At 37.7% G+C, this 26,304-nt stretch carries 24 protein-coding genes; 5 read left to right on the top strand and 19 right to left on the bottom strand.

All coding sequences use genetic code 11. The annotated features are described in order from the left end of the window. Positions 1-53: 53 nt before the first annotated feature. The 3 genes from OQX64_RS03600 to rplU all read right to left on the bottom strand — a co-directional run bounded on the left by OQX64_RS03600 (position 54) and on the right by rplU (position 1,808). Positions 54-896, bottom strand: coding sequence for a hypothetical protein (locus OQX64_RS03600; RefSeq protein WP_265817658.1), 843 nt, complete (start codon positions 894-896; stop codon positions 54-56). Positions 897-1,034: 138 nt separating this feature from the next. Next, positions 1,035-1,445 (bottom strand): 50S ribosomal protein L27, encoded by a 411-nt coding sequence (gene rpmA, locus OQX64_RS03595; RefSeq protein WP_088300474.1) that lies wholly within the window; start codon positions 1,443-1,445, stop codon positions 1,035-1,037. 51 nt (positions 1,446-1,496) lie between these two features. Beyond that, positions 1,497-1,808: a 50S ribosomal protein L21 gene (gene rplU / locus OQX64_RS03590; protein ID WP_088300475.1), complete on the bottom strand. Its 312-nt coding sequence runs from the start codon at positions 1,806-1,808 to the stop codon at positions 1,497-1,499. A 392-nt stretch (positions 1,809-2,200) separates the two neighbouring features. Between rplU and OQX64_RS03585 the strand changes: the two genes are divergently transcribed. Next, positions 2,201-3,157, top strand: coding sequence for a GLPGLI family protein (locus OQX64_RS03585; protein WP_265817657.1), 957 nt, complete (start codon positions 2,201-2,203; stop codon positions 3,155-3,157). Further along, entirely contained in the window at positions 3,154-5,817 is a 2,664-nt protein-coding gene (locus OQX64_RS03580) for a TonB-dependent receptor (RefSeq protein WP_265817656.1), read from the top strand. Before OQX64_RS03585 ends, OQX64_RS03580 begins: the two co-directional genes overlap by 4 nt. A 48-nt stretch (positions 5,818-5,865) precedes the next feature. On the opposite strand, the gene OQX64_RS03575 is transcribed toward OQX64_RS03580, so the two are convergent. The 4 genes from OQX64_RS03575 to OQX64_RS03560 all read right to left on the bottom strand — a co-directional run bounded on the left by OQX64_RS03575 (position 5,866) and on the right by OQX64_RS03560 (position 9,948). After that, a complete protein-coding gene (locus OQX64_RS03575; RefSeq protein ID WP_265817655.1) occupies positions 5,866-7,311 on the bottom strand; it encodes a M56 family metallopeptidase in 1,446 nt (481 codons plus the stop codon). A 62-nt stretch (positions 7,312-7,373) separates the two neighbouring features. After that, positions 7,374-7,736: a BlaI/MecI/CopY family transcriptional regulator gene (locus OQX64_RS03570; protein ID WP_265817654.1), complete on the bottom strand. Its 363-nt coding sequence runs from the start codon at positions 7,734-7,736 to the stop codon at positions 7,374-7,376. A 111-nt stretch (positions 7,737-7,847) separates the two neighbouring features. Beyond that, positions 7,848-8,348: a hypothetical protein gene (locus OQX64_RS03565; RefSeq protein ID WP_088300480.1), complete on the bottom strand. Its 501-nt coding sequence runs from the start codon at positions 8,346-8,348 to the stop codon at positions 7,848-7,850. A gap of 223 nt (positions 8,349-8,571) precedes the next feature. Then, positions 8,572-9,948, bottom strand: coding sequence for a dicarboxylate/amino acid:cation symporter (locus OQX64_RS03560; RefSeq protein ID WP_265817653.1), 1,377 nt, complete (start codon positions 9,946-9,948; stop codon positions 8,572-8,574). Positions 9,949-10,105: 157 nt separating this feature from the next. Here OQX64_RS03560 and OQX64_RS03555 point away from each other — a divergent pair, with 157 nt between their 5' ends. The 3 genes from OQX64_RS03555 to OQX64_RS03545 are packed head-to-tail and all read left to right on the top strand — an operon-like array spanning position 10,106 to position 11,790. Then, positions 10,106-10,603 carry an RNA polymerase sigma factor gene (locus OQX64_RS03555; RefSeq protein ID WP_088300482.1) on the top strand — a complete coding sequence of 166 codons (498 nt, stop codon included), beginning with the start codon at positions 10,106-10,108 and terminating at the stop codon, positions 10,601-10,603. Continuing rightward, a complete protein-coding gene (locus tag OQX64_RS03550) occupies positions 10,590-11,186 on the top strand; it encodes a hypothetical protein (RefSeq protein WP_088300483.1) in 597 nt (198 codons plus the stop codon). The genes OQX64_RS03555 and OQX64_RS03550 overlap by 14 nt, the downstream gene beginning before the upstream one ends. A gap of 34 nt (positions 11,187-11,220) precedes the next feature. Continuing rightward, on the top strand, positions 11,221-11,790 hold the full coding sequence (locus tag OQX64_RS03545; protein WP_265817652.1) for a DUF922 domain-containing protein: 570 nt from the start codon (positions 11,221-11,223) through the stop codon (positions 11,788-11,790). On the opposite strand, the gene OQX64_RS03540 is transcribed toward OQX64_RS03545, so the two are convergent. From OQX64_RS03540 to OQX64_RS03485, 12 genes are all read right to left on the bottom strand, one after another. After that, entirely contained in the window at positions 11,770-12,153 is a 384-nt protein-coding gene (locus tag OQX64_RS03540) for a diacylglycerol kinase family protein (RefSeq protein ID WP_265817651.1), read from the bottom strand. The two genes, OQX64_RS03545 and OQX64_RS03540, sit on opposite strands and share 21 nt — an antisense overlap. A 128-nt stretch (positions 12,154-12,281) precedes the next feature. Next, positions 12,282-12,881, bottom strand: coding sequence for a hypothetical protein (locus OQX64_RS03535; RefSeq protein ID WP_265817650.1), 600 nt, complete (start codon positions 12,879-12,881; stop codon positions 12,282-12,284). A gap of 63 nt (positions 12,882-12,944) precedes the next feature. Next, on the bottom strand, positions 12,945-14,882 hold the full coding sequence (locus tag OQX64_RS03530) for a family 20 glycosylhydrolase (RefSeq protein WP_265817649.1): 1,938 nt from the start codon (positions 14,880-14,882) through the stop codon (positions 12,945-12,947). Between the two features lie 112 nt (positions 14,883-14,994). Further along, a complete protein-coding gene (trxB, locus tag OQX64_RS03525; RefSeq protein ID WP_088300488.1) occupies positions 14,995-15,951 on the bottom strand; it encodes a thioredoxin-disulfide reductase in 957 nt (318 codons plus the stop codon). Positions 15,952-16,108: 157 nt separating this feature from the next. Next, positions 16,109-16,498: a DUF3060 domain-containing protein gene (locus OQX64_RS03520; protein WP_265817648.1), complete on the bottom strand. Its 390-nt coding sequence runs from the start codon at positions 16,496-16,498 to the stop codon at positions 16,109-16,111. A gap of 55 nt (positions 16,499-16,553) precedes the next feature. Further along, positions 16,554-18,182: an acyl-CoA carboxylase subunit beta gene (locus OQX64_RS03515; protein WP_265817647.1), complete on the bottom strand. Its 1,629-nt coding sequence runs from the start codon at positions 18,180-18,182 to the stop codon at positions 16,554-16,556. Between the two features lie 378 nt (positions 18,183-18,560). After that, on the bottom strand, positions 18,561-19,025 hold the full coding sequence (locus OQX64_RS03510; protein ID WP_088300491.1) for a MaoC family dehydratase: 465 nt from the start codon (positions 19,023-19,025) through the stop codon (positions 18,561-18,563). A 65-nt stretch (positions 19,026-19,090) separates the two neighbouring features. Beyond that, the gene (locus OQX64_RS03505; protein WP_265817646.1) at positions 19,091-19,684 is read right to left on the bottom strand and encodes a TIGR00730 family Rossman fold protein; all 594 of its coding nucleotides are present in this window, start codon (positions 19,682-19,684) and stop codon (positions 19,091-19,093) included. A gap of 226 nt (positions 19,685-19,910) precedes the next feature. Then, positions 19,911-22,490: a TonB-dependent receptor gene (locus OQX64_RS03500; RefSeq protein ID WP_265817645.1), complete on the bottom strand. Its 2,580-nt coding sequence runs from the start codon at positions 22,488-22,490 to the stop codon at positions 19,911-19,913. Between the two features lie 489 nt (positions 22,491-22,979). Further along, positions 22,980-24,449 carry an IMP dehydrogenase gene (gene guaB, locus OQX64_RS03495; RefSeq protein WP_088301304.1) on the bottom strand — a complete coding sequence of 490 codons (1,470 nt, stop codon included), beginning with the start codon at positions 24,447-24,449 and terminating at the stop codon, positions 22,980-22,982. An 888-nt stretch (positions 24,450-25,337) separates the two neighbouring features. Further along, positions 25,338-25,517, bottom strand: a complete 180-nt coding sequence (locus OQX64_RS03490; protein WP_029285984.1) for a hypothetical protein — start codon at positions 25,515-25,517, stop codon at positions 25,338-25,340. Positions 25,518-25,699: 182 nt separating this feature from the next. Next, on the bottom strand, positions 25,700-26,284 hold the full coding sequence (locus OQX64_RS03485; protein ID WP_265817644.1) for a biliverdin-producing heme oxygenase: 585 nt from the start codon (positions 26,282-26,284) through the stop codon (positions 25,700-25,702). Positions 26,285-26,304 lie beyond the last annotated feature (20 nt).

The raw sequence follows: 26,304 nt of genomic DNA, 5'->3' as shown, positions 1-26,304 counted from the left end.
AACAATTCTGTACTTCATTTCTCCCATTTTTATCCTACTTTAATTTTTGCCCCTCAGGCTTTTGCGAGTTTATATTTGATCCAGAAATCTGAAGATTTCATACCGGCCGTATTTTCTCCAGCCCCTTCAGGAAGATGTTGCCGTCCGGCACCCCGGTTACCGCCCATTCCGCCGCCACTCATACCAACGTGATTCCCACCCATCCTGCTTCTACCTCCTTTTCCACCAGACATGCCCTCACTCATTGATCGGTTGCCGTCTTTTCTGAAAGCTGACGGACCAGGTTGATTAATTTTAATATTATACACAAGTGGTTTTTTAAAATCAAGATTTACCTGCAATTGAGCGAGAGGAATACTTAATTCATAAATCAGATCTTTGTTGGGATGAATATGCATACCCGTTGTAATCCCGTAAGGATTGATGGCTGGCAAATTCCCATCTGTAATATTTTTAAATCCGGAAACCTTAATGCTTTTAGTCATGGCATTTGGATCATGCATTTCAGAGCTTTCACCTGGCCGGGGCCGGTCTTTTACTTCAGCTGTTGCTGGTATCGGCGATTGTTCAATTAAAGGAAATAACAGTTTTACACCGTCCTTCTTTTTACCCTGGGTATTGATATTCAGCGTAATTCCGCCACGCAGAACACTAAATGTAGTTTGGGGATCTAACGATTCAATAATGATATACAGATGCTGATCATCATTGGCCAATGCAAAAGCCAGTTTGGTCGCATCGTTGTACTGGTTAAGGGGCTCATTCCATTCGTTTGAGATGCCATCAGCTTTAAAGGGTTTATCCATCCGGATATTTTCTTCCACTTCCTGGGCACTCAAAGAATAACTGCAGGAGATGATAGCGAAAAGGGACAAGGCAATCAACTTAAAATTCATCTTGATATATTTACAGGCGAATTTATACGGTTGATTGGTTAAAATATGTTATTTAACAGAATTTAACGATGTTAAAAAAACAGCTTAACGCAAAAAGTCCCGGTTTTCACCAGGACTTTCTATGTTATTTTTTATTGATTATTCTGCAACTGCAGCTTCTTCAGCAGCTTCGTCTTGTTTAGCTGCTTTTTTAGCAGGTGCTTTTTTTACTGGTGCCTCAGCAACAACTTCTTTTGCTTCTGCTTCTTTTTTAACAGCTGGTTTTTTAGCTAATGCTTCTTCAATTTCAGCATCAGAGATAGGAAGTACAGATACATAAGATTTGTTATCCTGTTTCTTTCTAAAAACTACTGTACCATCAATCAAAGCAAATAATGTATGGTCTTTTCCTAAGCCAACATTTTTATCTGGATGGTGTTTTGTACCACGTTGACGTACTAAAATGTTTCCAGCGATAGCTAACTGACCTCCGAAAATTTTAATACCTAAACGCTTACTATGCGATTCACGTCCGTTTTTCGAACTACCGGCTCCTTTTTTGTGTGCCATGATTTTATATTTTGTAACTCGCTAAAAGCGAATTATTGGGTTAACAATTAATTATAACGTGATGTCAGAGATCTGAATCTTAGTGAAAAACTGGCGGTGACCATTTTTCTTTTTGTAACCTTTTCTACGTTTCTTGTGGAAAATGATTACTTTATCACCTTTTAAATGAGATACGATCTTAGCTGAAACTATAGCACCTTTAACTGCAGGAGCACCTACAGTGATTGCACCACCATTATCAACCAACAATACATTATCAAATTCAATACTAGCGCCTTCATCTCCTTGCAATCTGTGTACAAAAAGGTGCTGGTCTTTAGCAACTTTAAATTGCTGCCCTGCTATATTTACTATTGCGTACATTGTTTAAATATTAGTTTTTTAATTTTTATTTAACGAGGTGCAAATATAGAACAAATTCAATTAACACACAAACACATATCAAAAATATTTTTATAAAATCCGCAGGAACCAAAATTTAAAGGATTAGGTTTCTCCACATTAATTGAGTTCAAGATATAATCTCCTTAAACATCTTGAAATAATTCAAGTACTACAGAGACAACTTCTGCCCTACTGTGTGCCAGACCTTCATTACACGCCTAAATTTTCATTCAGCTATATTTCTTTTTAAAAGCATTCAAGAAAAGCAGAACGACAAACCAATTGGTTAAAAAATGTTAAAACATTTCTTTATTACGAATAATTCGTAGATTTACGAAAATTAAATAGTTAACCTGATTAATAAAACTTTTATGAAAAAAATTTTAATGACTTCAATCGCCTTATTGGCTGCTATTTCTTCGTATGCGCAAAACCCTGATAAAGCGCTGGCCAGAGTAAGATATACCTTTACACATGTTTGGGATACTACTCAGCGGGATAAGCCCCATATAGAAAATATGTTGCTCATTACCGGAAAAAATGCATCCGTTTACACCAGCTATGACAAACTGAACCAGGCAATCAATACACAAAAGCAGATTCAGGAGCAGATGAAAAACCAGACCGGTAATAATAACGTCAGATTCAACATTAAGAGTGAAACGAAAGTGCCGCTTACCCCGGTCGATTATTTCTTCTTTGCCAATGAACATAAAATGATAACCAAAGAAAAATTATTCAACAATTACCTGGTGGAGGAACCTGCATCACAAATCGATTGGAAAATTTTAAAAGATACCATGAGCTTTTCAGGTATTTCCTGCCAAAAAGCAACGGCTAACTTTAAAGGCAGAAACTGGGTGGCATGGTTCGCAACCGAATTGCCTTTTCAAAGTGGTCCATGGAAGTTAAATGGTTTACCGGGATTGATTATAGAAGCGTACGACACAAAGAAAGAAGTAAAGTTTGAATTTGCAGGATTGGAAAAGGTAAAGGATGAACAAAAAAATGCTGAAGAAGATGCCAAAATAACGATGGGAAATGGTGCTGTTGGCACAGTCAAAATCATGGGGATCGAAACAAGCACTGCTTATTTGGGTCCGGAAATAAAACTGCCTGCCGATGCCATTAAAACCACCCGCAAAGAACTTGATAAATTAAGAGCTGCCCGAGATAAAGATCCACAAGGCTTTCTGCAAGCACAAATGGCTGCAAATGGCATGCAAGGCTCTTTTAAAATGAATAACAATACTCCTCGCCCAGGCGGAACTTCAACAACAGTAAAGGCAACAGAAAATAATCCCATTGAAATTCTCCAGAAAAAATGAGCAGGTTCCTTTTATTCGCATTAGTTTTCTTTACCGGCTTATGTGCCTCATTTGCTCAAAAATCAATCAAGGGAACGGTAAAAGATGATCATGGTAAAGGTATGGAATCCGTGAATGTAAGCCTGAAAGATCCTGAAGGCAATATCATCGGCTATACGCGGACCAATAAAAATGGTGATTTTACCATTGCCATAAATAACGATCAGCTTATTGGTTATCAAATCGAGGCATCAAGTATAGGCTATAAAAAACAAACTGTTTCGATTGCAGATGTAAGCAAAAGTCAGGATTTGATGCTTCAGCCAAGTGAAACCAGTCTGGAAACCGTAACGGTCAGAAATAGGCCATCATTAAAGGCAAAAGGCGACACCCTTAACTACAGCACTGCTGATTTTGCCAACAAGCAAGACCGCAGTATTGGCGATGTACTTAAAAAAATGCCTGGAATTGAAGTTGCCGAAGATGGAAAAATCAGTTACAATGGAAAATCGATTTCGAATTTATATGTTGATGGCGATAACTTGTTGGATGATAAATACAACATCGGAACGAAAAGCATTCCGCAAGGTGCAGTAGATAAAGTGCAGGTTATTCAGAATGATCAGCCGATAAAGATGATGCGGAAGAATAACATGAGCGATGATGTTGCCTTGAATTTAGTTATTAAAGACGATGCTAAACTTAAAGTTATGGGTGATGCAACTGTTGGTGTCGGCATGCCCGATCGCTTTGATGAAAATCTTTCAGCCATGCTCTTCAACAAAAAACTGAAATTTATTAATAATGTGAAGGCAAATAATATTGGCAACGATCCTGGTATTGATTTAACCTCGCATAACTTATCAGATTACCTCCAAAAGATAGGTAACAATAAACCTAATGGATTACTATCCATAGGTGCAGCAGGCGTTCCATCTTTACCACAAAGCCGGTATTTATTTAACCAGGCAGGTTTAATTAACCTGAATAATCTGTACAAGTTCAACAAAGATTTACAACTCAGGGCCAATATTTCTTACTTATACGATCAACGCAAACAGCAGTATAATAAATTTTCGCAAACCTATTTATCAGATCAAACCATCAGTTACACTGAATATCAGAATAATAAAATCAACCCCCAAAAGTTGAGAACCCAGTTTAACCTGAATGGTAATGCCGAAGCATATTACCTGAATAATAATTTTATTTTAGATTATATTCCATTTAAAACTGAATCAGCTTTTTCTATCAACAATATTGCTGCAAACCAAATGCTGAGGCAGCAAACGCTGGATATTTCTAATGAATTCAATTACCGTAAGAAGCTTAAATCTGAAAACATAATCAATTTATATTCTTATTTAAACAGAACAACGCAGCCCGAAACACTAAATATTAATCCGGGTTTAAATGCCGATATCTTAAATAATGGAAATCCGTATTCGGGTTTAATACAGTATATCAGGCTACCAACCTGGTATACAAATAATTATGCATCATTTGCTTTTGTTAACGGAGGTTTTGTGCAGACTTACAAAACGGGCTTCAACATTCAGCTTCAGGAACTTAATTCTGCGCTTTACCGCACACCAAATAACCAAGCCCAGGAAATTGTATCTGATAGTACCGTAAATAACCTCAACTGGCTTAAAACCAGGATTTATGCAGATGCCACCTATGAGTACTCCAGCGAAAAATGGAAAGCGGGCTTAAGTCTTCCTTTAAGTTATAATTATATTGCTTATCATGATCCGTCAAATCATTTAAATAAAAACCTGAATAAAGTGTTTCTGAATCCTTCAGTCAATGTAAAATACCAAACCGGAACTGAAAACTATGTTGTGGCGAATTACACTTTTAAGAATGATTTGGGTGGAATTGATGATGTTTATCGTGGAACAGTCCTAAAAAACTATCGATCTCTTTTTTCAAACAATGCGCCAATTTCAGAATCAGAAACACATAATGTCGGTGCTGGCTTTAACTTTAGAAAAGCCATGCAGATGTTTTTCTTTAACATCTTTGCGAACTATAATGACATGGAACTGAATACCATATCATCTTATCGTTTAAGCAATAACATTCAAGAGCGAATAGTGCTCCCATTACAAAATCATTTTAAAACCCTGTCTTTTAATGTAAATGCCAGTAAATATCTTTTTGCATGGAAGAGTACTGTTAATGCAGGCCTGAACATTTCTCAAAGTAAATATAATCAGTTACAAAATGGCGACTTGCTTCCTTTTAATACCTTAAGCATTTCTTATAACACAGGAATTGAGGCAAAGCTGAACAATTTCATCAATTGGTCTTATACGGCAACTTATTCCGTCACGAATAATAAAGCTAAAATTGCAGATGCCATTCAAACTAATTTTCAGCAATTGAGGCAGCAATCGGCTTTGGCGATAACCACGGTTAAAAATGTATATATCAATATATTGGCAGAACATTTATTTACACATCAATCTACCCAGCCTAACTTAAAATATCTTTTTGCAGATCTGAATGTAAAGTATAGGATTTTAAAGATGAAAACCGATTTGGAATTTGGCATAACCAACCTGACCAACATTAAGAGGTTTGATGCGGTTTATCTTTCTTCCAATTCACTTACCACCGGAACTTATGAAATTCCAGGAAGAGTGGCCATGTTGAAGGCAACCTTTAACTTTTAACCATAAGGTCTCATCAGAATTACTCTTGAGACCTTATGTATTTTACAATTACTGTTCAGTGGTAAACTGAAATGACGTTATATCGTTTTTACTCACTTTAATATCCGAAATTTTACCAGGATCAATCTTATCTATTTCTTCCTTAGATAATTGATTACCATTAAGCACAAAGTTATACCGGGCATTTGCAATAAGACGTTTTCCAGCCAATTCCTTCACAATTCCATTTTTTACATCCGGCTTCTGATCAGTTGTTCTTATGATAACAATCTGTTTTATGGTACCTTTTTTCGGTTCTTCAGATGAAGATAAATCTGTATTCTGAAAAGATGTTACCACCACATTATTCAGATTTGAATCGAACTTTAAGCTATCTTTTAAAATGAAATGACGCATGGTCTCTTTTTCACCAACATTACCATTCATTTTAAAACTTAATATTTTAACTTTCCCAGCAAGCTTATTTAATCCGTCTGCAATGGATTGGCGGGTGGTATCTTCAGTTTCTAAATTGGTTTTAAAGACAAATGTAAAGTGTTTTATAGCATCTGTAGATAACTTTGTGCCTGTTTTAGCTTTCCTGTTTACAGTGATTTTTTTCATTAATGGTTTGTCAATTACAGGCTGCGACTTGCTTTGTGGCAAAACATTTTTAACGATATCTTTAACTGGCATCAAACCTGATTGAACATCTTTTTTATTGATCGTAAAAGCGAGTGTTACCATCAGCAAAACCGGCAACACAAACACATATCTGGTTAAGTTTATTTTTGATGAGCGTTTGGCATTCATCATTTTTATTCTTTTTTTAAGATCTGATAAGTTGAAGTTGTTTACGATCGAAACCGAAGCTTGCAAAGCACCAACATCCAGCAGACTATATTGATAGGCTTTTTTATCGATTCCCTTGTTCAGTATTTTCGCATCTGTTATAAATTCAATATTTTCCCTTACTGCTTTTTTCATCAACCAAACACCAGGATTAAACCAGTAAAAAACCACGCATATTTCAGCCAGAATAATGTCCAACGTATGCCATTCTTCAATATGTATCTTTTCGTGCTCGAGAATATTGCTTAAGTCCTGTGGTTTGTGCAGGCCTGGATTGATATAAATCGCTTGCCAGAAACTAAAGGGACTTACCTGATCATCTAAAAGCCGAACTTTGATATTTTTCAATTGACCGGGTTTCGATTTCTGGTGCATGCTGTTTAGCGAAACAAACTGTAAGATTAACCTGAATGCCATCAAAATTACACCCAAATAAAACAGAATGGTTAAAACTTGCCAGCACATAGAGATATCATCTTGCTGAACGATCTGCCTTACCCCCTGATTGAGTTGTGGCACAAAAGCTGGCAATGACTGATTATTGGCAAAAAGTTCAGTGAGGTTTATAAAAGGATATGCGGAGGAAAATATAATCCCAAAAATTAAAAATAACCGGTTGATGACATAAAACGTTAATCGGCGTAAAACAAGGTAATACGCCATTGCGAAAAGTATAAGAACGATGTTGATCTTAAATAAAATGAGAAAGAAATGAGGCATGGCATTTACTTATCAGGGTTTTCAATCAGGTTGATAATCTCTTTTAATTCTGCTGCACTGATCTTTTTATCCTTCGCAAAAAAGGCTACCAATTCTTTATATGAGCTTTGAAAATAGTTATTCACAAAACCACTCATAAAGCGTTTTTTGTATTCTACCTCCTTCACCTTGGCACTGTATCGGTTTGCATTGGCAAAACGCTCGCTCACTAAATAACCTTTGCGCTCCAGGTTTTTGATAGTGGATGCCAAAGTTGTGTATGGTGGTTTTGGCTCTGGCATGGCATCCATAAAATCCTTTATAAACCCACTGCCGATTTGCCAAACGGCAAGCATCGCTTCTTCTTCCTGTAATGTTAACTTTTCCATTTATTACGAATATATCGTAAATATACGAAATCATCCTAAAAAAAAAGAGACTTAATAAAGGGCAAATAATTAGCCTTTTATTAAGTCCCTTAACATTATTATTTTACCTATCTACTTACCTGATCTTCTTTCTGCCTGTACCAATGTTTCCTGAATAATCTTTCTCATCTGAACAGCTGCATCCAGCAATTTCGGATTGCCATCAAAATCGCCATAAATGGTTACATGTTTTGATTTCTCTTTATAATTAAAGGTAATATCATATCGTGGAACCAATTTAGATTTATCGCTTTTCTTACCAATTGTATCCGGAAAATTCCATAAGCCTATTTCATTTGCTTTTCTGTGCATGTATAATATATCATCGCTTTTTAAAAAAAACTTTTTAGTGATCACAGAATCCTTGGTATTTACATAATGGTATACGCCTGTTTTTGAATCATAACTATTTTCCAACGTATCTTTCAAACCATAGCTAAACTGCATCGACACAAAATCATCCTTCCTGAAAGGTGCATTCTGAATAATGGGTTTATAATAGATGTAACAATAGATGATCATCGGCACGATGATGGTAATGGCTAAGAATATTTTTTTTCCTCTGGTTGACACAATTTGAATTATTGAATGAATGAATTGTTGAATGAATGAATTATTGAATTATTGAATTATAAATGGACAGATGGAGTAAATAAACAGTTGGTTTTAAAACGCTGCAAAGTTTGCATTTTTCCTGAAAAATCTTCTCATCCCAAAATCATTTAATGGCCTAATAAGCTATAGAAATACAGACGCTTGACTCACGACTCCAGACTCCAGACTCCAGACTCCAGACTCAGGACTCCTTCAACTCCCCTTCCCATTTACTTACTACTGCAGTTGCAATGGAGTTACCCACCACATTAGTGGCAGAACGACCCATATCCAGCAAAGGATCAATCCCGATTAACAAGGCCAAACCAGCCTCTGGAATATTAAAACTGGCAATGGTACCTGCGATAACGACCAGCGATGCACGAGGTACACCTGCGATTCCTTTACTGGTGAGCATCAGAATAAGTAACATGGAAATTTGTTGTTCGAAACCCAGGTGAATCCCATAAGCCTGTGCAATAAATAATGAAGCAAATGTCATGTACATCATCGAGCCATCCAGGTTGAAGGAGTAGCCCAGGGGAAGTACAAAACTTACAATTTTATCCTTACAGCCGAAACGTTCCAAAAGCATCATCGTTTTCGGATAAGCCGCTTCACTGCTTGCCGTACTGAAAGCCAGAATTGCAGGCTCCTTCATGTCGTTCACTAAACGGAACACCGGCTTTTTTAAGATTAAGAATCCTATAAAGATCAAGAAAGCCCATAAAATGGCTAAACCGAGGTAAAATTCACCAATAAATATGGCATAAGTATTTAACACATTTAAGCCCTGCTTGGCTACAATAGCCGTCATGGCACCGAAAACCGCTAATGGTGCAAAGTTCATCACATAGCCCGTCATTTTCAGGATCACATGTGCAATGGCATCAAAAGCTTTAATCACCACCTGACCTAAATCACCAATAGCAGCAGTAGCTACCCCAAAGAATAAGGAGAATACCACGATTTGTAAAATCTCATTGGTAGCCATGGATTCGGCAATACTTTTAGGAAACACATGCGCAATGAAATCCTTTACACTCATAGAAGCCTTCTGGATTCCGGTGTTTACCAATTGATCCGGCAGGGTTAACTGCATGTGTTTTCCGGGCTCAAATAAGTTCACCAAAATTAAACCAAGCACGAGCGACATTAAAGACATTGCCATAAACCAACCTAATGTTTTCCCGCCAATACGGCCCACAGCCTTTATATCGCCAACTTTTGCAACCCCTACTACCAATGTGGTAAATACGAGTGGTGCTACAATCATTTTAATCAACCGGAGAAAAATATCACTTAACAGCGTGAAATACTCCAGTTTCTTTTCCCTGATATCCTCATTCTCTCTTTTGATACCTGCATTCAATTTTCTTTCGGCCTTGAGCTGACGATAAACAGCAGATGTAGTATCAGTAGTTTTGGCAATACTGACTTCAATGTTTTTAACTTTCGCATCAGCATTCAATATATTCTGATTGTAAACATCAATTGAATTAACGTTCAAAATGTAGCCTAAGGCAATACCGGCAATCAGCGCAATGAAAATAAAAAGCGTGAGTTTGTTTTTCTTCATGAATAAAAAAGTTTGTAGCCCTGTTAATTTGGTAAAACTACGATAATTACGTGGTGTAACAAATTTGATTTTCTACTGCAATCCTAAATACTTTAATTTTATCTTCGCTGTAACATTAATATCTAAATTATATCTAAATACCGTTACACGCCCTTAAATGGAACAAAAAGACAAATTATTTAAAGAAATCTTTGATGCCAATTCCAAAAAGATATTCCATTTATGTTATGGTTATACCGGTGATACCGATGCCGCAAATGATCTGTTGCAGGAAACATTCTTAAAAGTATGGCAGAATTTAGATAAGTTCAGAAACAAGTCTTTAATCTCAACCTGGATTTACAGAATTGCGGTAAATACCTGCCTGACCTACTTAAGATCAGAAAAAAGACAGGCTAAGGATGAGTTAACGGAAAATATTATTGAAAATAAAATCGAAGAGTTTTCTGAAAAAAATGAGCAGGTTGCCCTTTTATATAAATGTATTTCTAAACTCGAAGAAAACGATCGTCTCATCATCACCATGGTACTTGACGAGCTACCCTATCATGAAATTGCCGATATATCAGGCATTAGCGAAGGCAATTTAAGGGTTAAAATTCACCGTATTAAACAAAAATTAACAGAACTATACAACCAATATGCAAGCGTTTGATCAAATACAGGAGTTGTGGCAAAAGCACGAGGTAGAAGTTAAGTTTTCTGCTGATGAAATGCTGCAACAGGCTAAAAAGGAGGTAAATGGTTTGAAGTTCAAATCTGCGCTCAATATTATAGGTATGGCAGTTTCATGTATTGCCATTGCAGCTTTATGGTTATTCTTCCACTTTGATTCCTGGACAACCCATTTAGGAATTAGTATCACTATTATTACCATCGGAGTTTATACACTAATTCTGTACAGGGACTACAGGCTGATTGCCAAAGCAGATTTTACGGCTCATCCGCAGGAGTATCTGAATAATTTAAAAACTTACCAGTTAAACCGTTTTAAACTTTATAATTCATTATATTGGTTCTACACGATAGCACTTTCTACAGGTATTATCTTCTATTTTATTGAGATACTGAGTTACCTGAATATGATTCAAAAAGTAGGTGCAATTGGCTTCACTTTTATATGGATTTTGTTTTGCTCAACCATTCTGCGTAAGGCAGTGATGGAGCGGGAAAAAGAAAGAATATCCTTATTGATTGAAAAATTTGAACGGATTAGCCAGCAGATAGCTACACCATAAAATTTAGGCACGGTTTTTTCATAATAAAAGCAGAATGAAAAAACTGATTATACCTATTCTTTTTTTGCTTGTGCTCCCCTTTAACTTTGGGTTTAAAACAGATTTTACTGAACCTGTTCAGATTAATTGGGAAACGCATTTCAAGGGCCAAGCCGATATGAATTCTCCTTTTTTTGCATTAACCGCAATGACCTGGGAATACAGTTATGAATCTGTTGTTTACAGAAAACGCGTTACCATTAAGCTGAAAAACGAAGTCAGGATTGACAAAGATCGTTCTTGGGTAAAATGGGATAGAATCAGAAATCCGCAGGTCAGTGCTGATTTGCTTCACCATGAGCAGGGCCATGTAAACATTCAATATATTTTGCTTTCTGAAGCTGAAAGGGTTTTAAAGAACAGAACTTATTCTGTTAATAATTACAAGGCGCAAATTTCACAATTGGCAAATGAAGTAAGTACTTACTTTGACACCATGCAGCGTAATTACGATGATGAAACAGAGCATGGTAGCAACCACAAAATGCAGGCCCGCTGGGATCAGATTATTCAAGATAAAATGGAAGAATCAAGAGCGGCCACTTTAGCCGATGCAGGCAAATAATTTTGGTAAAAAAATAATCAATCCCACCGCAACGGCCACAAAAGCTGCAACCAATACGCCTGCAGCAGCCAAATCTTTAACAGTTTTAATTTTAGGATGATATTCGGGAGAAACGACATCTGCCAGCTTTTCTATTGCTGAATTAATGATTTCAGCAATGATAACCATAGCGATAACCAGCAGAACAGCAATCCATTCATAAGCAGATAGCCTTAAACAGAAAGATAATGCAATGGCCACAATGGCTGCAAATAAATGAATTCTGCCATTGTGCTCGTTTATAAAGAATAATTTAAATCCATTGAACGCATATTTAAAACTTTTAGCCCGATCAATAATGGAGAATTTCTGATTTTCGTTCATTTCATATTCATTGATTAGCTCGGGGAAAGTCCAGGAATAATTTTTATTATATTTTCAATTACCTTATTCCATCACCTATCAGTACAGAATGGCTCTTTCAGCCAATAAAGTTATCATATTTTCTGGTACTATTTTATCACTTCACTCGCAGAGAAGCTATTGCCACTTAATTTATACTGATAGGTTTTCGTTGCAATTTTCGTTGAATCCGCTGCATCTTTAACAGGAAATGACCTGAATAGATCTCCATTCTTTATGAAAAACTTATCATTCCCGGAATATCCCTTTTTCTGGTTTGAAGTCAGCGATGGGAAACTGATTTTATTAAAACCACCACCAGCATACTCAAACACATTTAAATCCAGCATATTCTTTTTCCTCTGCAGTTGCACATAAATCTCCGGGCTGCCATCATTATCAAGATCCATATTCCAGGCATCGTTTAAAATGCCATTTCTTTCAACCGATTGAGATTTGTAATTATTTCGAACTGAATCCGACATTAGAATCTGGTAGCCACCAACTGAATCTACGCCTTTACCCCAGCTTAATACTTCGAAATTCAAACCTGGCTTTACTTCAATGTCTTTATAGAATCTGAAAGGACTTTTTTCCACTTTTACAGGCTCAATTTTAGCAATAACGGGCTGTTCATCCGTACAGGCAAAACAAAACAGCATCCCTGCAGTGAGCAAGAGATGCTGTAACGTATATCGATATGGTTTCATTTTATCAGGTTATATTTAACCCTTCCAAAATAATAAATTTAGCATTTTATTACAAGCTATATTTTATTTCTTCGCTTCTGTCTTTATTTCAGGCGCGCCATTATTTAAAAGTGTTTCCGTGGTGACACTTCTTTTTCCACTTGGTGCAATCACGATGGTTTTCAATACTCTTTTCTCTCCTTTTGGTACCACTACTTTAAATGGAACGCTATACAAAAATGCATTTTCTGATGGCCGCGATGAATCCAAAGAGTAATAAATTTTACCACCCTGAACAGGCACTTTCAGATCGATCATAAAATCGTCGCCATTTAAGGCTTTGTCACGCTGACCAATTGGTGTAGGCACCCAGAAGTTAACACCCATTTTATCCAGGCGGGCCAGGTGCACGGGCAAACGGTCTTCAGAGAAGTTTTTTAAATCTTTACGCTCAACCGGGCTCCATGCAATTTCAGCAAGCGCCATCAAACGTGGGAAAGCGTGATTTTCTATTTTATTAGTGGTTTTGATGTATTCGGTCCACATATTTGCCTGAACACCTTTTATGTATTTTTTTTGATCAGCAGTCAGCACTTTTGGAACAGGATCATAAGCGTAAATTTTTTGGTAAGGTGCCAAACCACCGATGGTTACAGGTTCATCAGGCGATTCGGATTGCTGATGATCGATATATAATCCCATAGAACCCGGCGTCATAATTACATCGTGGTTTTGTTGTGCAGCTGCAATTCCACCAGCCTCGCCTCTCCAGCTCATTACCGTTGCATTTGGCGCGAGGCCACCTTCCAGAATTTCATCCCATCCGATAATGGATCGGCCTTTTTCATTCACATGTTTCTCAATAGTCTGAATGAAATAACTCTGCAGTTCATGCTCATCCTTTAAGCCCTTCTCTTTCATTAAGGCCTGGCAAAATGGAGATTCTTTCCAATAGGTTTTGGGTGCTTCATCGCCGCCGATGTGAATGTATTTAGATGGAAAAATGGCAATTACTTCGTCCAGAACGTCGTTCAGCATTTTAAATGTATTTTCTGATGGCACAAAAATATCGTCAAAAACGCCCCAGGTTTGCTGTACCTGTTTGCCTTTTCTTGATCCGGCCCAGGCAGTTTTATCACTTACAAAAGTATCACGGTCTGGAAAACAGCTTAAAGCAGGGTAAGCGGCAATTGCTGCTGATGCATGTCCGGGCAATTCAATTTCAGGAATAATGGTGATATAACGTTCAGCTGCATACTTCACAAGTTCCTTTGCTTCATCCTGCGTGTAAAAACCTTTTACTTCTGTAAGATAATTTCCCGTTCCGGGATAACGACCAATAATAGATCCATTTCTTACTGAACCCACGGATGTTAATTTTGGGTATTTTTTAATCTCTATCCTCCAGCCCTGGTCATCCGTTAAATGCCAGTGGAAAGTATTGATTTTATAATAAGCAAGCTGATCAATATATTTTTTGATGAAAGAAATCGGAAAGAAATGACGACAAACGTCCAGCATCGTTCCACGATAGCTAAAACGTGGATAATCATTAATGGTAACTGCCGGAATCGTAATTTTATCACCGGTTTTTTCAGGCATCATTTGCATCACAGATTGAACAGCATAAAATAAACCTGCACCTCTGCCTGTGATAACGATCTGATTAGAATTAACTTTAATGGTGTATCCTTCATTGGGTAACTGATCTGCACCAACAGAAGTTAACAGAATACTTTTTTGATTGGGCTGGATAATTTTACTTTCTCTTAAAGCAAAACCTGCTTTGTTAACAATAAAGGCATTTAATAAATCATTCATCCTGGTGCCATCAATGCTCTGGTTGACTAATACTGTTGTTTTGTCCAGGATGAAATTTCCATTGGCCCTTGTAATAGACACCGGTGCAGGAATGATGCCTAGGTTTGGATCACTTTGTGCAAATACACTTATGCTCATTAATACACCAATAAAAACGTGTAATGCTTTGTTCATATTCAGGTTTAATTTTAAGGTTTTCATTAAATTTATCTAATATAGAAATTACCTAAAGAATCTCCATCACACTTTTTTGTTACGCAAAAAAAAAGAGAAACCTGAAAGGGCTTCTCTGCATAAATATTACTAAATAATTTTAGGCTTCAACAGGGTGTTCCTTAGCGGCCAGGTATCTTTCTGCATCCAAAGCAGCCATACAACCAGATCCTGCAGCAGTAACGGCTTGCCTGTAATACATATCCTGCACATCTCCACAAGCAAAAACCCCTTCAATATTAGTCAAAGTTGAACCTGGCTTAGTTAACAAATAACCGGTTTCATCCATATCCAGCTGACCTTGAAAAATATCAGTATTTGGTTTATGACCTATAGCTACGAAGAAACCTTCTACAGCAATTTCTGAAACTTCATTAGATTGGTTATTAACCACCTTAACTGCGGTCACATTTTTACCATTACCCAGAATTTCCTGTGTTTCGGTATTATAATGTACTATAATATTTGGTGTGGCCAATACACGGGCTACCATGGCTTTTGAGGCCCTGAATTCATCCCGGCGAACCAATAAGTGAACCGTTTTACAAAGTTTAGCCAGATAGGTGGCTTCTTCTGCAGCAGTATCACCGGCACCAACAATGGCTACGTCCTGCCCCTTAAAAAAGAAACCATCACAAACTGCGCAAGCGGATACGCCAAAGCCATTATACTGTTGTTCGCTTGGTAGGCCCAGCCATTTTGCTGTGGCACCTGTTGCGATAATAACAGTATCAGCCGTCATGGTTTTAATTTCATCAACCACTACCTTGTGCGGCGTTGAAGAAAAATCTACAGAACTGATAAAACCGAAACGGATATCTGTACCAAAACGTTCTGCTTGTTTACGGAAATCTTCCATCATTTCCGGCCCCATGATGCCTTGTGGGTATCCCGGGAAATTTTCTACATCTGTAGTTTGGGTTAACTGACCACCAGCTTGCATGCCAGTGTACATTATAGGCTTTAAATCAGCTCTGGCGGCGTATATTGCTGCTGTATATCCTGCAGGACCAGAACCAATGATTAAACACTGAACGTGCTCGTTTTCTTGTGACATTATAGTGTGTTTTTGAAATTCTTAAACTGAGGAACAAATTTAATGCTTTAAACATTTGTTAACAAATATACATTGTCAACATAGTTTACTTATTAACATTGCAATAATCAGGTAGATTAAGTCAAAGACAAACCATTACACTAAACCTGTTTAATTTTTATTTTATTTTAGTGACATAACTTGCCGCTCCGGAAACTCTTGAAATGGCCTTACCATTTTTATTTGGGCTTGACGTATAGGTAACACCAGAATCAGCTCCCTGTACATGAATTATTTTGACGCCCTGCGCTTTAACCTTTATACCTGCCCCGGTTACCTTAATGCTATTACAGTTTCCGGTAATCACCACATTAATGCTACTGCCCGCGATATTGATATTTTCCTTTCCTGTAGCTTCTATATTCTTGTTAAGACTACTACCTGTAACGTTGATGGTTTCGCCTGTCTCCTGTGTTCCTGTGCTTACTTTTTGGGCTTTGGTCAACAGCGGCGTGGTGAATAAAAGGGCAAGAGCTAAGCCTACAATCGTTTTTTTAAAGTTTTTCATATTTAGTCATTTTAGCTTTCCCAATCAACAAAGATTATACCACTGATGCTCTAGCTCAAGTTTGTATAACCCCAACACTAAATTTCCTGGTAATTGGTGATTGATTCGCTGCCTCAATCCCCATGGAAATTACCTTCCTGGTTTCCAGTGGATCGATAATTCCATCAACCCAAAGTCTGGCAGCAGCATAATAAGGTGTAGTCTGGCTATCGTATTTATCTGTAATTTCTTTCAGCAATTCAGTTTCTTTTTCTGGTGTGATTACCTCACCTTTTGCCTTTAAAGATGCCTGTTGTATCTGCAACAGCGTTTTTGCCGCCTGTGAACCACCCATCACTGCAATTTTAGCAGTTGGCCAGGCATAGATTAGTCGTGGATCGTAAGCTTTTCCACACATGGCATAATTACCAGCACCGTAAGAATTGCCAATCACAATGGTAAATTTAGGTACGACGGAATTGGCTACTGCATTCACCATTTTAGCACCATCTTTAATAATGCCACCATGTTCTGAGCGACTTCCTACCATAAATCCAGTAACATCCTGTAAAAATACTAGCGGAATCTTTTTTTGATTGCAGTTCATAATAAATCGGGTCGCTTTATCTGCACTATTAGAATAAATCACACCGCCAAATTGCATCTCTCCTTTTTTAGATTTCACTACCTTCCGTTGGTTAGCAACGATTCCGACAGCCCATCCATCGATGCGAGCTAAACCACAAACAATGCTTTGCCCGTATCCTTTTTTATATTCTTCAAATTCCGAATGATCAACCAAGCGGTTGATGATGTCCATTATTTCGTATTGCTTATCCCGGTTTTCCGGAATAATTCCATAAAGTTCTGCTTCATTTTCTTTAGGTTTTGCAGGCTGAATTCGATCAAAACCCGCATTTTGTGGTGTGCCTAACATACTCATGATGTTCCTGATGCTATCCAAACAAGCCTGGTCATTTGGATGCTTATAATCGGTAACACCGGAAATTTCGCAATGTGTGGTGGCTCCCCCCAGGGTTTCATTATCAACGTCCTCTCCTATTGCTGATTTTACCAGATAAGAACCGGCTAAAAACACCGAACCTGTTTGATCAACAATCATGGCTTCATCACTCATGATGGGAAGATAGGCCCCTCCAGCTACACAAGCCCCCATAATGGCCGAAATTTGTACAATTCCATCTGCAGACATCATCGCATTGTTGCGAAACATCCGTCCAAAGTGTTCTTTATCCGGAAAAATCTCATCCTGCATGGGCAAATAAACGCCAGCACTATCCACTAAATAGATTACTGGGAGTCGATTTTCCATCGCGATTTCCTGCGCCCGAAGATTTTTCTTGGCGGTTAATGGGAACCAGGCGCCAGCTTTTACGGTTGCATCATTGGCCACAATCATGCATTGTCTACCTTTCACATAACCAATTCCACAAACTACACCAGCAGATGGACAGCCACCTTGTTCTGCATACATGCCGTCGGCAGTAAAGGCACCAACTTCCAGAAATTCTGAATCTTTATCAATGAGATAGGCAATTCGTTCACGAGCCAATAACTTCCCTTTCTCTTTTTGTTTGGCAGCATTTTTTTCACCGCCACCCTGATAGATTTTTTTGAGTCTGGTTTTCAGTTCGTAAACCAACTGTTTGTTTACATCTTCGTTCTTGTTGAATTCGATATCCATGGAGGCAATTTAAATCTTATTTTGGAATTAAACATAGCGACCAAATTGGTTTCTGGTCTATACCCGATTTTAATCGCTAAGAAAGCAGAGAGGAAGATACAAGGAACACCAAGTTGGTGTTAACACAGCGCATTAGATTCTTGCATCCACTATATGTGATCTATAAATCTCAGCCTTTTTTGTGATAAAAACCTAGTGTCTTAGTTGCAATTATAAATAAAAATAACCACTGATGAAACAGCGAAAAAAGTTCCAAGTAAACACAGAGATAAAGGTTAGAATCTCTGTGCTCCTTCGGTAAACTCGGTGGTTAAAAATTTATACACCCAGCTTAGCGGAAAACGATCTGAATTTTTGATTTTAAATCAACTTATTATTTTATTCAGCAATAAAGTGATACAAGAAAACCACTTCACCTGTAAAAGCAGGTTTTTTCTGACCCTCAATTTCCATTTCAATTGCCATGTGTACCTTTGTTACTCCCCGTAAGTTGACAATAGAAGCCAGTTTAGCTTTAAGCCTGATTTTTGCATTTACGAGTACAGGTTGTGCAAATCTTAAACTTTCGATACCATAATTGATCTCCATTTTGAGATTCTGAATATCTACAATCTCTTTCCATAAATATGGAATAAGTGAAAGTGTCAGGTAGCCATGAGCAATAGTAGAGCCGAAAGGCCCCTCATTTTTGGCTTTATCTTCATCGGTATGAATCCATTGAAAATCAAGCGTGGCGTCTGCAAACTTGTTGATCTGTTCCTGAGTGATCGTATGCCACGAAGAAACACCAAGTTCTTTACCCAAATGTTGTTCAAATTCTGCGTGAGATGTAATAATTTGCATTTTTATAAATTATTTTATTACTAAATTTTAATTGATAACATTTTAAACCTTAAAATAAGACCATCTTATATGAGGTCTTTTTCTTTAAACCAAACTTCATCCGGAACAGCCGAAAAATGATCCATTTTTTCAATTAATACGGTTGCATCCGATTCATTGAAAACCAAATCACGATTTGCAGGTTTTAAAAATTTACTTTGGACCATTATTTCCATCTGAGCAAACAGTGGATCATAAAATCCATTTACATTCAACACCCCGATAGGTTTATTATGTAAGCCTAACTGCAGCCAGGTAAGTACTTCAAAAAATTCTTCGAGGGTACCAAAACCACCAGGTAAAATCATAAAACCATCACTTAAGTCGGCCATTTTCTGCTTCCGCTGATGCATGTTTTCAGTCAGGATCATTTCGGTAACGCCTTTATGTCCTACTTCTTTATCCATCAGAAACTGAGGAATTACCCCTGTAACCAGCCCACCCAAATCCAATACATCATTGGCTAAAAGCCCCATCACACCTACACTTCCTCCGCCATAAACGAGTCTGATTTCTTCTTTAACTAATATCTCTGCTAACTGTTTAATGGCATTACGTAACTGTGCATCACCATTAAAGTTTGAACCACAGTATACGCAAACTGCTTTAAGCTTATTCATTTGATTCTAAAAATTTACCGAAGTTAATATTTTCCGGGCGCTCTGTAAATTTTTATTCTGCAAAAAACTGTTGCAGGTATATTTAAGCCTACGCATGTTAATTGTAGCAACAGTAATTATAGAAAATTTAGTTTTATCTTATAAATTTAATTAGCACATACCTGAAGTGAAATCAATAAAAAAGCGCCAAAAAATTGGCGCTTCTAGCAAGTGCAAAAAGAGAAAATTAAAAACTGTATCGGAAAGTAGCACCGTATGTTCTTGGATCACCTAATACCCCGGCGTATAAACCTGAATTACCTGCTGCAGCCTGTAACTGCTCGTAATAGTTTTTATTGGCTAAGTTTCTGCTCCAAACAAAAACCGAAAACTTATCCGATTTAAAGCCAAGTCTCGCATTCAAAAGTGAATAGCCCTGTACATTTAGTACGCTTGAAGGTGTTGGATTAGAAGAATAAGTAGAACGGTAGCTGGCATCACCGGCAATAAAATAGCGACCTGCTTTAGTAGCCAAATTTCCGGGTGTGCTAAACTCTGCACCACCAGAAACATTCCATTTTGAGATCCCGGGCAACCTTCCACCAGATGCATCTTTAAAGGCTACCTGAGTAGCCACGCCATTCACTAATTCGGTATGACCGGTTTCTTCCAGCGGAAGCGGTGCATTGGTAAACGTCACATATTTTCCGTCAAGATAAGCCAATGCCGCATTTAATGTTAAGAAACGTTCCAGCTGATAGGTTCCATCAATCTCCAAACCTTTAACGTTCACTTTCTCCGCATTGGCCAGGTACCCCCTGTTTACACCCAATTGCGGCGATTGCACATTGGTTTGATAATCTTTAATATCGGTATTGAAAGCGGTTACATTCAGGATTGCGCCTTTGAAAGGTTTCGTTTTAACGCCAAGTTCATAGTGCTCCACATATTCAGGTTTTACTACCGCTAATGATAAATCGGCTTGTCCGTTAGGTGTGGTTGGCAAACCACCTACATTTACGCCAACTGGTTTGTAAGCAGTAGAAAAGGTTCCATATACATTTAATTTAGGGTTTGGTCTGTAGGATACTGTGATGTTACCTGATAAATTATTATTTTCCGTACTGGTATTAAATTGCTGGTTGCTGTAAACAGCTGCTTTCAGCGCCAGCAGTGCAGCATCAGTAGTTTGTAAACCACCGTAAGTATTTCTGTCATAGTCAACGTCTTTTTTATCATAGGTAAACCTTAACCCTGGGAGCACATGTAAATGATCAATCACTTCCCAATCTACCTGACCAAAAACGGCGGTGCTTAATGATTTAATGGTTGAATTGGTTCTGATTCCATAACCATCCAACAAACCTGGTGTCGAATATAGTGCCTGAGCACCTGTGTTACCTGTTTGTACAAACCTCCACTGATCTTTGCCCACTTCTTCCGTCTGCCCCAAACCCTGAAGATTTTGACTTAACGCGAAAACTCCAATAACACCACTCAGCTTTTCTGTGATGTTACCTGCATACCTGATTTCTTGAGAATACTGGTCGTGTCGCGAATTTCCCTGCGATTTTGTTAACGCTGAAAGTTCAGAGAAATCTCTGTCGTTGGTTGGATCCCAGTTCCAGAATCTCCAGGCTGTTGTTGATGTTAATGTTCCATTTCCTATTTTATAATCAACGTTTAAAGATATTCCACCTATAGATTGATTGTGTCGCCAAGGCGTATTGGTATTAATTTCTCTGGAAAAAGGATCAATTTTAGGTTGCTGATAACCCAGGTCTGATACGATCCTGGCATATTGGCGATATGCACTTCTTTCGGTGGGGCTTACCCCGGCAATTACCAGCGGATAACCTGCAGGATGCTGAATACTGACATCACCACTCAACAAAATTTTCAATTTATCTGACGGTGTGAAATACAATTGTCCTTTAAAACCAAGGTTATTCTGCCCGCTGTATCTTCGCTCCTCTCTCGTATTGTAAATGGTACCATCTCGCTGTGTACCGGAAATGGAGATTTTTGCAGCGAGATTTTTTGCCACACCTCCGGAAACTGATGTTTTAGCCTGTATGAAATTATAGTTACCTACACTCATTTCCACTTTAGCGGTAGGTGTTTGCGTTGGTTTTGTTGTGGTGATATTGAAGGCACCCGCAGTTGTGTTTTTGCCAAAAAGCGTTCCCTGAGGTCCGCGGATAACTTCTATTTGTTCAATATCAAGAAAATCTGTCGACGTGGCAGCTGGACGGGCATGATAAACTCCATCAACATAAAAACCCACTCCTGGGTCAATCCCATCATTGGTTAAACCAAAGGTAGAACCCAATCCTCTGATATTTAACGTCGTATTTCGGGCGTTTGAAGCATATAGCTGTACAGATGGTACCAGTTCCTTTAAACGGTTTACGTTGAAAGCGCCGGCGTTTTCTGCAGCCTGACCGCCAATCACCGTAATGGGGATAGGTACATCCTGCAGAACCTCAGATCGTCTTCTGGAAGTTACCACAATCTCGTCTAGCTGAGTATCTTCTACCAAAATAAGTTCAATAGGTGTTTCCTGGAAATTTAAAATCTGAAAATCCTGCGGTTTGTAGCCCACATAACTGATTCTGAGATAAAATGGCGGTTGTTGCCTGGCATCAATAGTAAAGGCACCGTTTGCATCGGTTAGGGTGGCAGTTTTGGTCCCCCTGATGGTAATGGTAGCTCCAGGAATGGTCATATTATTGGCGCCTTTGACAATACCCTTTACCGTATTTTGAGCGAATATTGTACTTGTGGAAATGATGATGGTAAATAAAATAAGTAAACTTTTCTTCATGATTAATTTAGTGTTGTTTGGTTTATATTTTTAATTGTCGTGCCGTACGGAAAAATTTCGAAGAGTGTTTAAACAACAATAATAATTAGCGCAATTCTGAATATCTCTCATTATACGTTTTATATTAAATCTATAGATTTAGTAGGCAAATATATTAAAAAAAAGCATTCTCCAAATTTTATGCTGCAAAAACTGTGATTTGACGTTTTGCTGCAGAAAAAGCTATGTTTCATAAACATGTAGTAACGTAAACAATTTTGTAGCTAGATAATGAATTAATTTGCATGTAATGGCCACAGATTTAGATAACTCATCATTTCAGTACGTGATGAATTCTATGCAGATTTGACTTATTAATGGGAGAAAAAAGTAAAAAAAGTGGGGCTATCTTTTAGGATGCCCCACGTAGTAATATTGTTCGTTAGAAGATTTCCCAATGCCGCTGAATATGCAATTGAATGGAAAGCTTTAACGCTTTTGACTTTCAGCTTATCTCGTATAATTAGGTGCTTCTTTGGTAATGGTGATGTCGTGTGGATGACTTTCTCGCATCCCGGCTGCTGTAATCTGAACAAATTGTGCTTCCTGTAATGCCTCAATCGTAGCTGCACCACAGTAGCCCATGCTTGCGCGAAGTCCGCCGATGTACTGATACATCACCTCTGCCAAAGTGCCTTTAAAAGGAACACGACCAACAATTCCTTCCGGAACTAATTTCTTAATATCATCTTCCACATCCTGGAAATAACGGTCTTTAGAACCTTGCTCCATGGCCTCAATAGAACCCATTCCACGGTAAGATTTAAATTTACGCCCTTCGTAGATAATGGTTTCACCTGGAGACTCTTCTACTCCGGCGAATAACGAACCAGCCATTACCGTATCTGCACCAGAAGCAATTGCTTTTGCGATATCGCCAGTGTGTTTAATACCACCATCGGCAATTACCGGAACACCTGTTCCTTTTAATGCCTTCGCACATTCGTAAACGGCATATAATTGTGGCACACCTACACCAGCAATAATTCTGGTGGTACAAATTGAGCCCGGACCAATACCCACTTTAACGGCATCAGCACCAGCATCTGCTAAAAACTTAGCTGCTGCACCGGTAGCAATATTACCAACAATTACCTGCAAATCAGGATATTTTGCTTTTACTTCTTTTAATTTATCAACAACACCTTTCGAATGCCCGTGAGCGGTATCAATAGTAATGACATCAACACCCGCACTAACCAAAGCATCAACTCGCTGAAGGGTATCGGCAGTTACGCCAACCGCGGCACCAACACGTAAGCGACCACGTTCATCTTTACAGGCAGCAGGGTAATTTTTTACTTTTGAAATATCTTTGAAAGTGATTAAACCACTTAAATAACCATCTTTAGAAACAACTGGCAATTTCTCGATTTTATAATTTTGAAGAATTTCTTCTGCCTGTACCAGGTTTGTTCCTTCCGGGGCAGTGATCAGATTTTCTTTTGTCATGACTTCAGCAATTGGCCTCGCCATATTTTTCTGGAACCGCAAATCACGGTTGGTGATAATGCCAACCAATTTATTATCGCTACTCACTACCGGAATGCCACCAATTTTGTGTTCTTTCATAATTTTGAAAGCATCGGCAACTACCGCGGTTTCTAATAAAGTAACCGGATCCTGGATCATTCCGCTTTCTGAACGTTTAACCTTACGAACTTCTTCGGCTTGTCTGTCAATCGTCATGTTTTTATGCAACATCCCGATACCGCCGTTTTGCGCAATGGCAATGGCCAGTTCAGCTTCTGTTACCGTATCCATTGCGGCAGAAATCAATGGGACGTTAAGCTTAATTTTTTTAGTTAAGAAAGTGGCTGTATTTACATCGCGGGGAAGAATTTCAGAATATGCGGGTACCAGCAGTACGTCGTCATAAGTTAAACCTGTTGCAATAAATTTTGTGGAGTCGAGTTGCATAGCAAATAAATTACGATTTATTATTTGCCAGGCAAAGATAAGATAAATAAGTTGATTTCTAAAACTAGATTGTGTTTTGGAAATGTAAAAAGGAATAAAAATGACCCGAAGATAGTTAAGGCGCTAAATGTTTTCACAACGGAATAATCCTTATTGTGATTTGCTTTCAAGTCAAAGATATACTTAATTTTAATATACCATATACGGGAAACCGTAATGAATTAAAATTAAATGAATTTAAGTTTGATTATGATATTAACCATGTTGGTTTGTTAGGATTGAAAAAATTAAACCAGATATTGTTTGGGTATTTCGGCAAAAATGGCCGCCCGTTCCGCATTTAAATTGTCATCCCATTTCGCTTTAAAGTGACTACCTGTTCAGGAGAAAACAGACCGTTCTGATGTTTTGATAAGCTTTTTTCGCAACTAGATTCGGAAATAATTTTTCAATTTCTGCATAAAATAAAGACTCTTGGGAGCATATCTGCAATTTGATATGGACTATGGTAGCTTCGTTGCTGTGGAGAGATTATGGCATTTTTTTTAAGCGTGAAAATATCTGCGAATGGATTTTGATCTTTAGAAAGGTCTGAATAGAAGATAATCCGGCAGTAGGATGGATTAAACCGAAAAGTTAGGAGGAAAATGGATTTGGATCCGAAGTGAATATTTGTTCAGAAGGAAAGGAACTTAGATGTGCATCATCCGGTAATCAAATTGGTGGCCAGTTTGGCCCGAAACAGAAGGGTCACTTTCGCCGAAATACACAATTCATGCACATCTATAAAAACTTGAGTGTTTTTTTAAACCAACAGTAGAATATAGCTTCAAGCAAAAAGGGTCTCAGCATTAACCAAGACCCTTTTTGTTTCATACTCACGAAATATTATTTTTCAGAGTTTTTCTTTTCAGTTACTTCTGCACGGATTTCTTGTGCTAATACTTTAAGATCTTGCATCGCTTTACGTACACGAGTACCAGCAGCTGCATTGCCAGCATTATAAAATTTTTCCACATCTGCTTCGATAGCAGCAACAGCAGCTTTAACTTTTGAGAATTTTTCCATCGCTAATTGATGTTTTTAAGGTTTAAAAAATTTATTTTTTTCCAATAATACATATTTACCTTGAATTAACAAGAGAAAGCATATTTTAATTTAAAATAAGTTTTACACATATTCACAATCTAAAAATGCCCCTGGCGTATTATACAAGTATTTTATTTAATAATGTGAGAAAATATGTTCACTTAATTTATTTGTTTCGAAAGCCTGATCAGATTATCAAAAGTTTGATTAGCGCTATTTACACAAACTTCATAATCAGCTTCCTCAACCTTTTCATTTATTATACTTACAAATTTTTTCCATTTAGCACCTAATTCTGTCCCATAAACACCGTAATAATGCAAACCATCCCCATTATCTTTAAAATTTGGATTAGCTAAGATATGTTTCTTAATTACGTTTCCGCCTAATGTAGCTCCTTCTAAAACATATAATGCGCCCAAAATCGCTGCATTGTTCTGGTCAGGAATAAATAAGTCAAAATCTAAAGCCGGTAAGGTTAAGCTGTCAATATTCCAATATGCTAAATCTTTTTCCAGTGCATTAAGTTTTAATCGGCTATTCATATCCAATTCCTGCGCGAGATTGGTTTCAAGCATGTTGGCCAGCTTATTTTCCAGCCTTTGATGGATAATATAATTGATGGTAAGGAGTTTCTTATAATCATTTACACTTAGCGTGTGATTCATAATGTCGTGAACAAACATTAACGATTCCAGTTTTTTATGTTTTTCTGCTGTTTCTGTTCTTAATATATCGGCAATCATTCTATTCGTTATTTTTAAAT

It is taken from the genome of Pedobacter sp. GR22-10 (assembly GCF_026239715.1).
Taxonomy (GTDB): Bacteria; Bacteroidota; Bacteroidia; order Sphingobacteriales; family Sphingobacteriaceae; genus Pedobacter.
Note: the sequence above shows the minus strand (reverse complement) of the source record. Positions and strands in the feature narration are given on the sequence as shown.

What these genes read in the sequence shown, in the direction of transcription:
- OQX64_RS03535 (WP_265817650.1), bottom strand. Translation starts at nt 12,881, where the DNA reads ATGAAACCATATCGATATACGTTACAGCATCTCTTGCTCACTGCAGGG.
- OQX64_RS03500 (WP_265817645.1), bottom strand. Translation starts at nt 22,490, where the DNA reads ATGAAGAAAAGTTTACTTATTTTATTTACCATCATCATTTCCACAAGT.
- OQX64_RS03505 (WP_265817646.1), bottom strand. Translation starts at nt 19,684, where the DNA reads ATGAATAAGCTTAAAGCAGTTTGCGTATACTGTGGTTCAAACTTTAAT.
- OQX64_RS03550 (WP_088300483.1), top strand. Translation starts at nt 10,590, where the DNA reads ATGCAAGCGTTTGATCAAATACAGGAGTTGTGGCAAAAGCACGAGGTA.
- OQX64_RS03560 (WP_265817653.1), bottom strand. Translation starts at nt 9,948, where the DNA reads ATGAAGAAAAACAAACTCACGCTTTTTATTTTCATTGCGCTGATTGCC.
- OQX64_RS03570 (WP_265817654.1), bottom strand. Translation starts at nt 7,736, where the DNA reads ATGGAAAAGTTAACATTACAGGAAGAAGAAGCGATGCTTGCCGTTTGG.
- OQX64_RS03485 (WP_265817644.1), bottom strand. Translation starts at nt 26,284, where the DNA reads ATGATTGCCGATATATTAAGAACAGAAACAGCAGAAAAACATAAAAAA.
- guaB (WP_088301304.1), bottom strand. Translation starts at nt 24,449, where the DNA reads ATGCAACTCGACTCCACAAAATTTATTGCAACAGGTTTAACTTATGAC.
- trxB (WP_088300488.1), bottom strand. Translation starts at nt 15,951, where the DNA reads ATGTCACAAGAAAACGAGCACGTTCAGTGTTTAATCATTGGTTCTGGT.
- OQX64_RS03490 (WP_029285984.1), bottom strand. Translation starts at nt 25,517, where the DNA reads ATGGAAAAATTCTCAAAAGTTAAAGCTGCTGTTGCTGCTATCGAAGCA.
- rplU (WP_088300475.1), bottom strand. Translation starts at nt 1,808, where the DNA reads ATGTACGCAATAGTAAATATAGCAGGGCAGCAATTTAAAGTTGCTAAA.
- OQX64_RS03545 (WP_265817652.1), top strand. Translation starts at nt 11,221, where the DNA reads ATGAAAAAACTGATTATACCTATTCTTTTTTTGCTTGTGCTCCCCTTT.
- OQX64_RS03515 (WP_265817647.1), bottom strand. Translation starts at nt 18,182, where the DNA reads ATGGATATCGAATTCAACAAGAACGAAGATGTAAACAAACAGTTGGTT.
- OQX64_RS03530 (WP_265817649.1), bottom strand. Translation starts at nt 14,882, where the DNA reads ATGAAAACCTTAAAATTAAACCTGAATATGAACAAAGCATTACACGTT.
- OQX64_RS03510 (WP_088300491.1), bottom strand. Translation starts at nt 19,025, where the DNA reads ATGCAAATTATTACATCTCACGCAGAATTTGAACAACATTTGGGTAAA.
- OQX64_RS03575 (WP_265817655.1), bottom strand. Translation starts at nt 7,311, where the DNA reads ATGGCGTATTACCTTGTTTTACGCCGATTAACGTTTTATGTCATCAAC.
- OQX64_RS03520 (WP_265817648.1), bottom strand. Translation starts at nt 16,498, where the DNA reads ATGAAAAACTTTAAAAAAACGATTGTAGGCTTAGCTCTTGCCCTTTTA.
- OQX64_RS03555 (WP_088300482.1), top strand. Translation starts at nt 10,106, where the DNA reads ATGGAACAAAAAGACAAATTATTTAAAGAAATCTTTGATGCCAATTCC.
- OQX64_RS03540 (WP_265817651.1), bottom strand. Translation starts at nt 12,153, where the DNA reads ATGAACGAAAATCAGAAATTCTCCATTATTGATCGGGCTAAAAGTTTT.
- OQX64_RS03585 (WP_265817657.1), top strand. Translation starts at nt 2,201, where the DNA reads ATGAAAAAAATTTTAATGACTTCAATCGCCTTATTGGCTGCTATTTCT.
- OQX64_RS03600 (WP_265817658.1), bottom strand. Translation starts at nt 896, where the DNA reads ATGAATTTTAAGTTGATTGCCTTGTCCCTTTTCGCTATCATCTCCTGC.
- rpmA (WP_088300474.1), bottom strand. Translation starts at nt 1,445, where the DNA reads ATGGCACACAAAAAAGGAGCCGGTAGTTCGAAAAACGGACGTGAATCG.
- OQX64_RS03580 (WP_265817656.1), top strand. Translation starts at nt 3,154, where the DNA reads ATGAGCAGGTTCCTTTTATTCGCATTAGTTTTCTTTACCGGCTTATGT.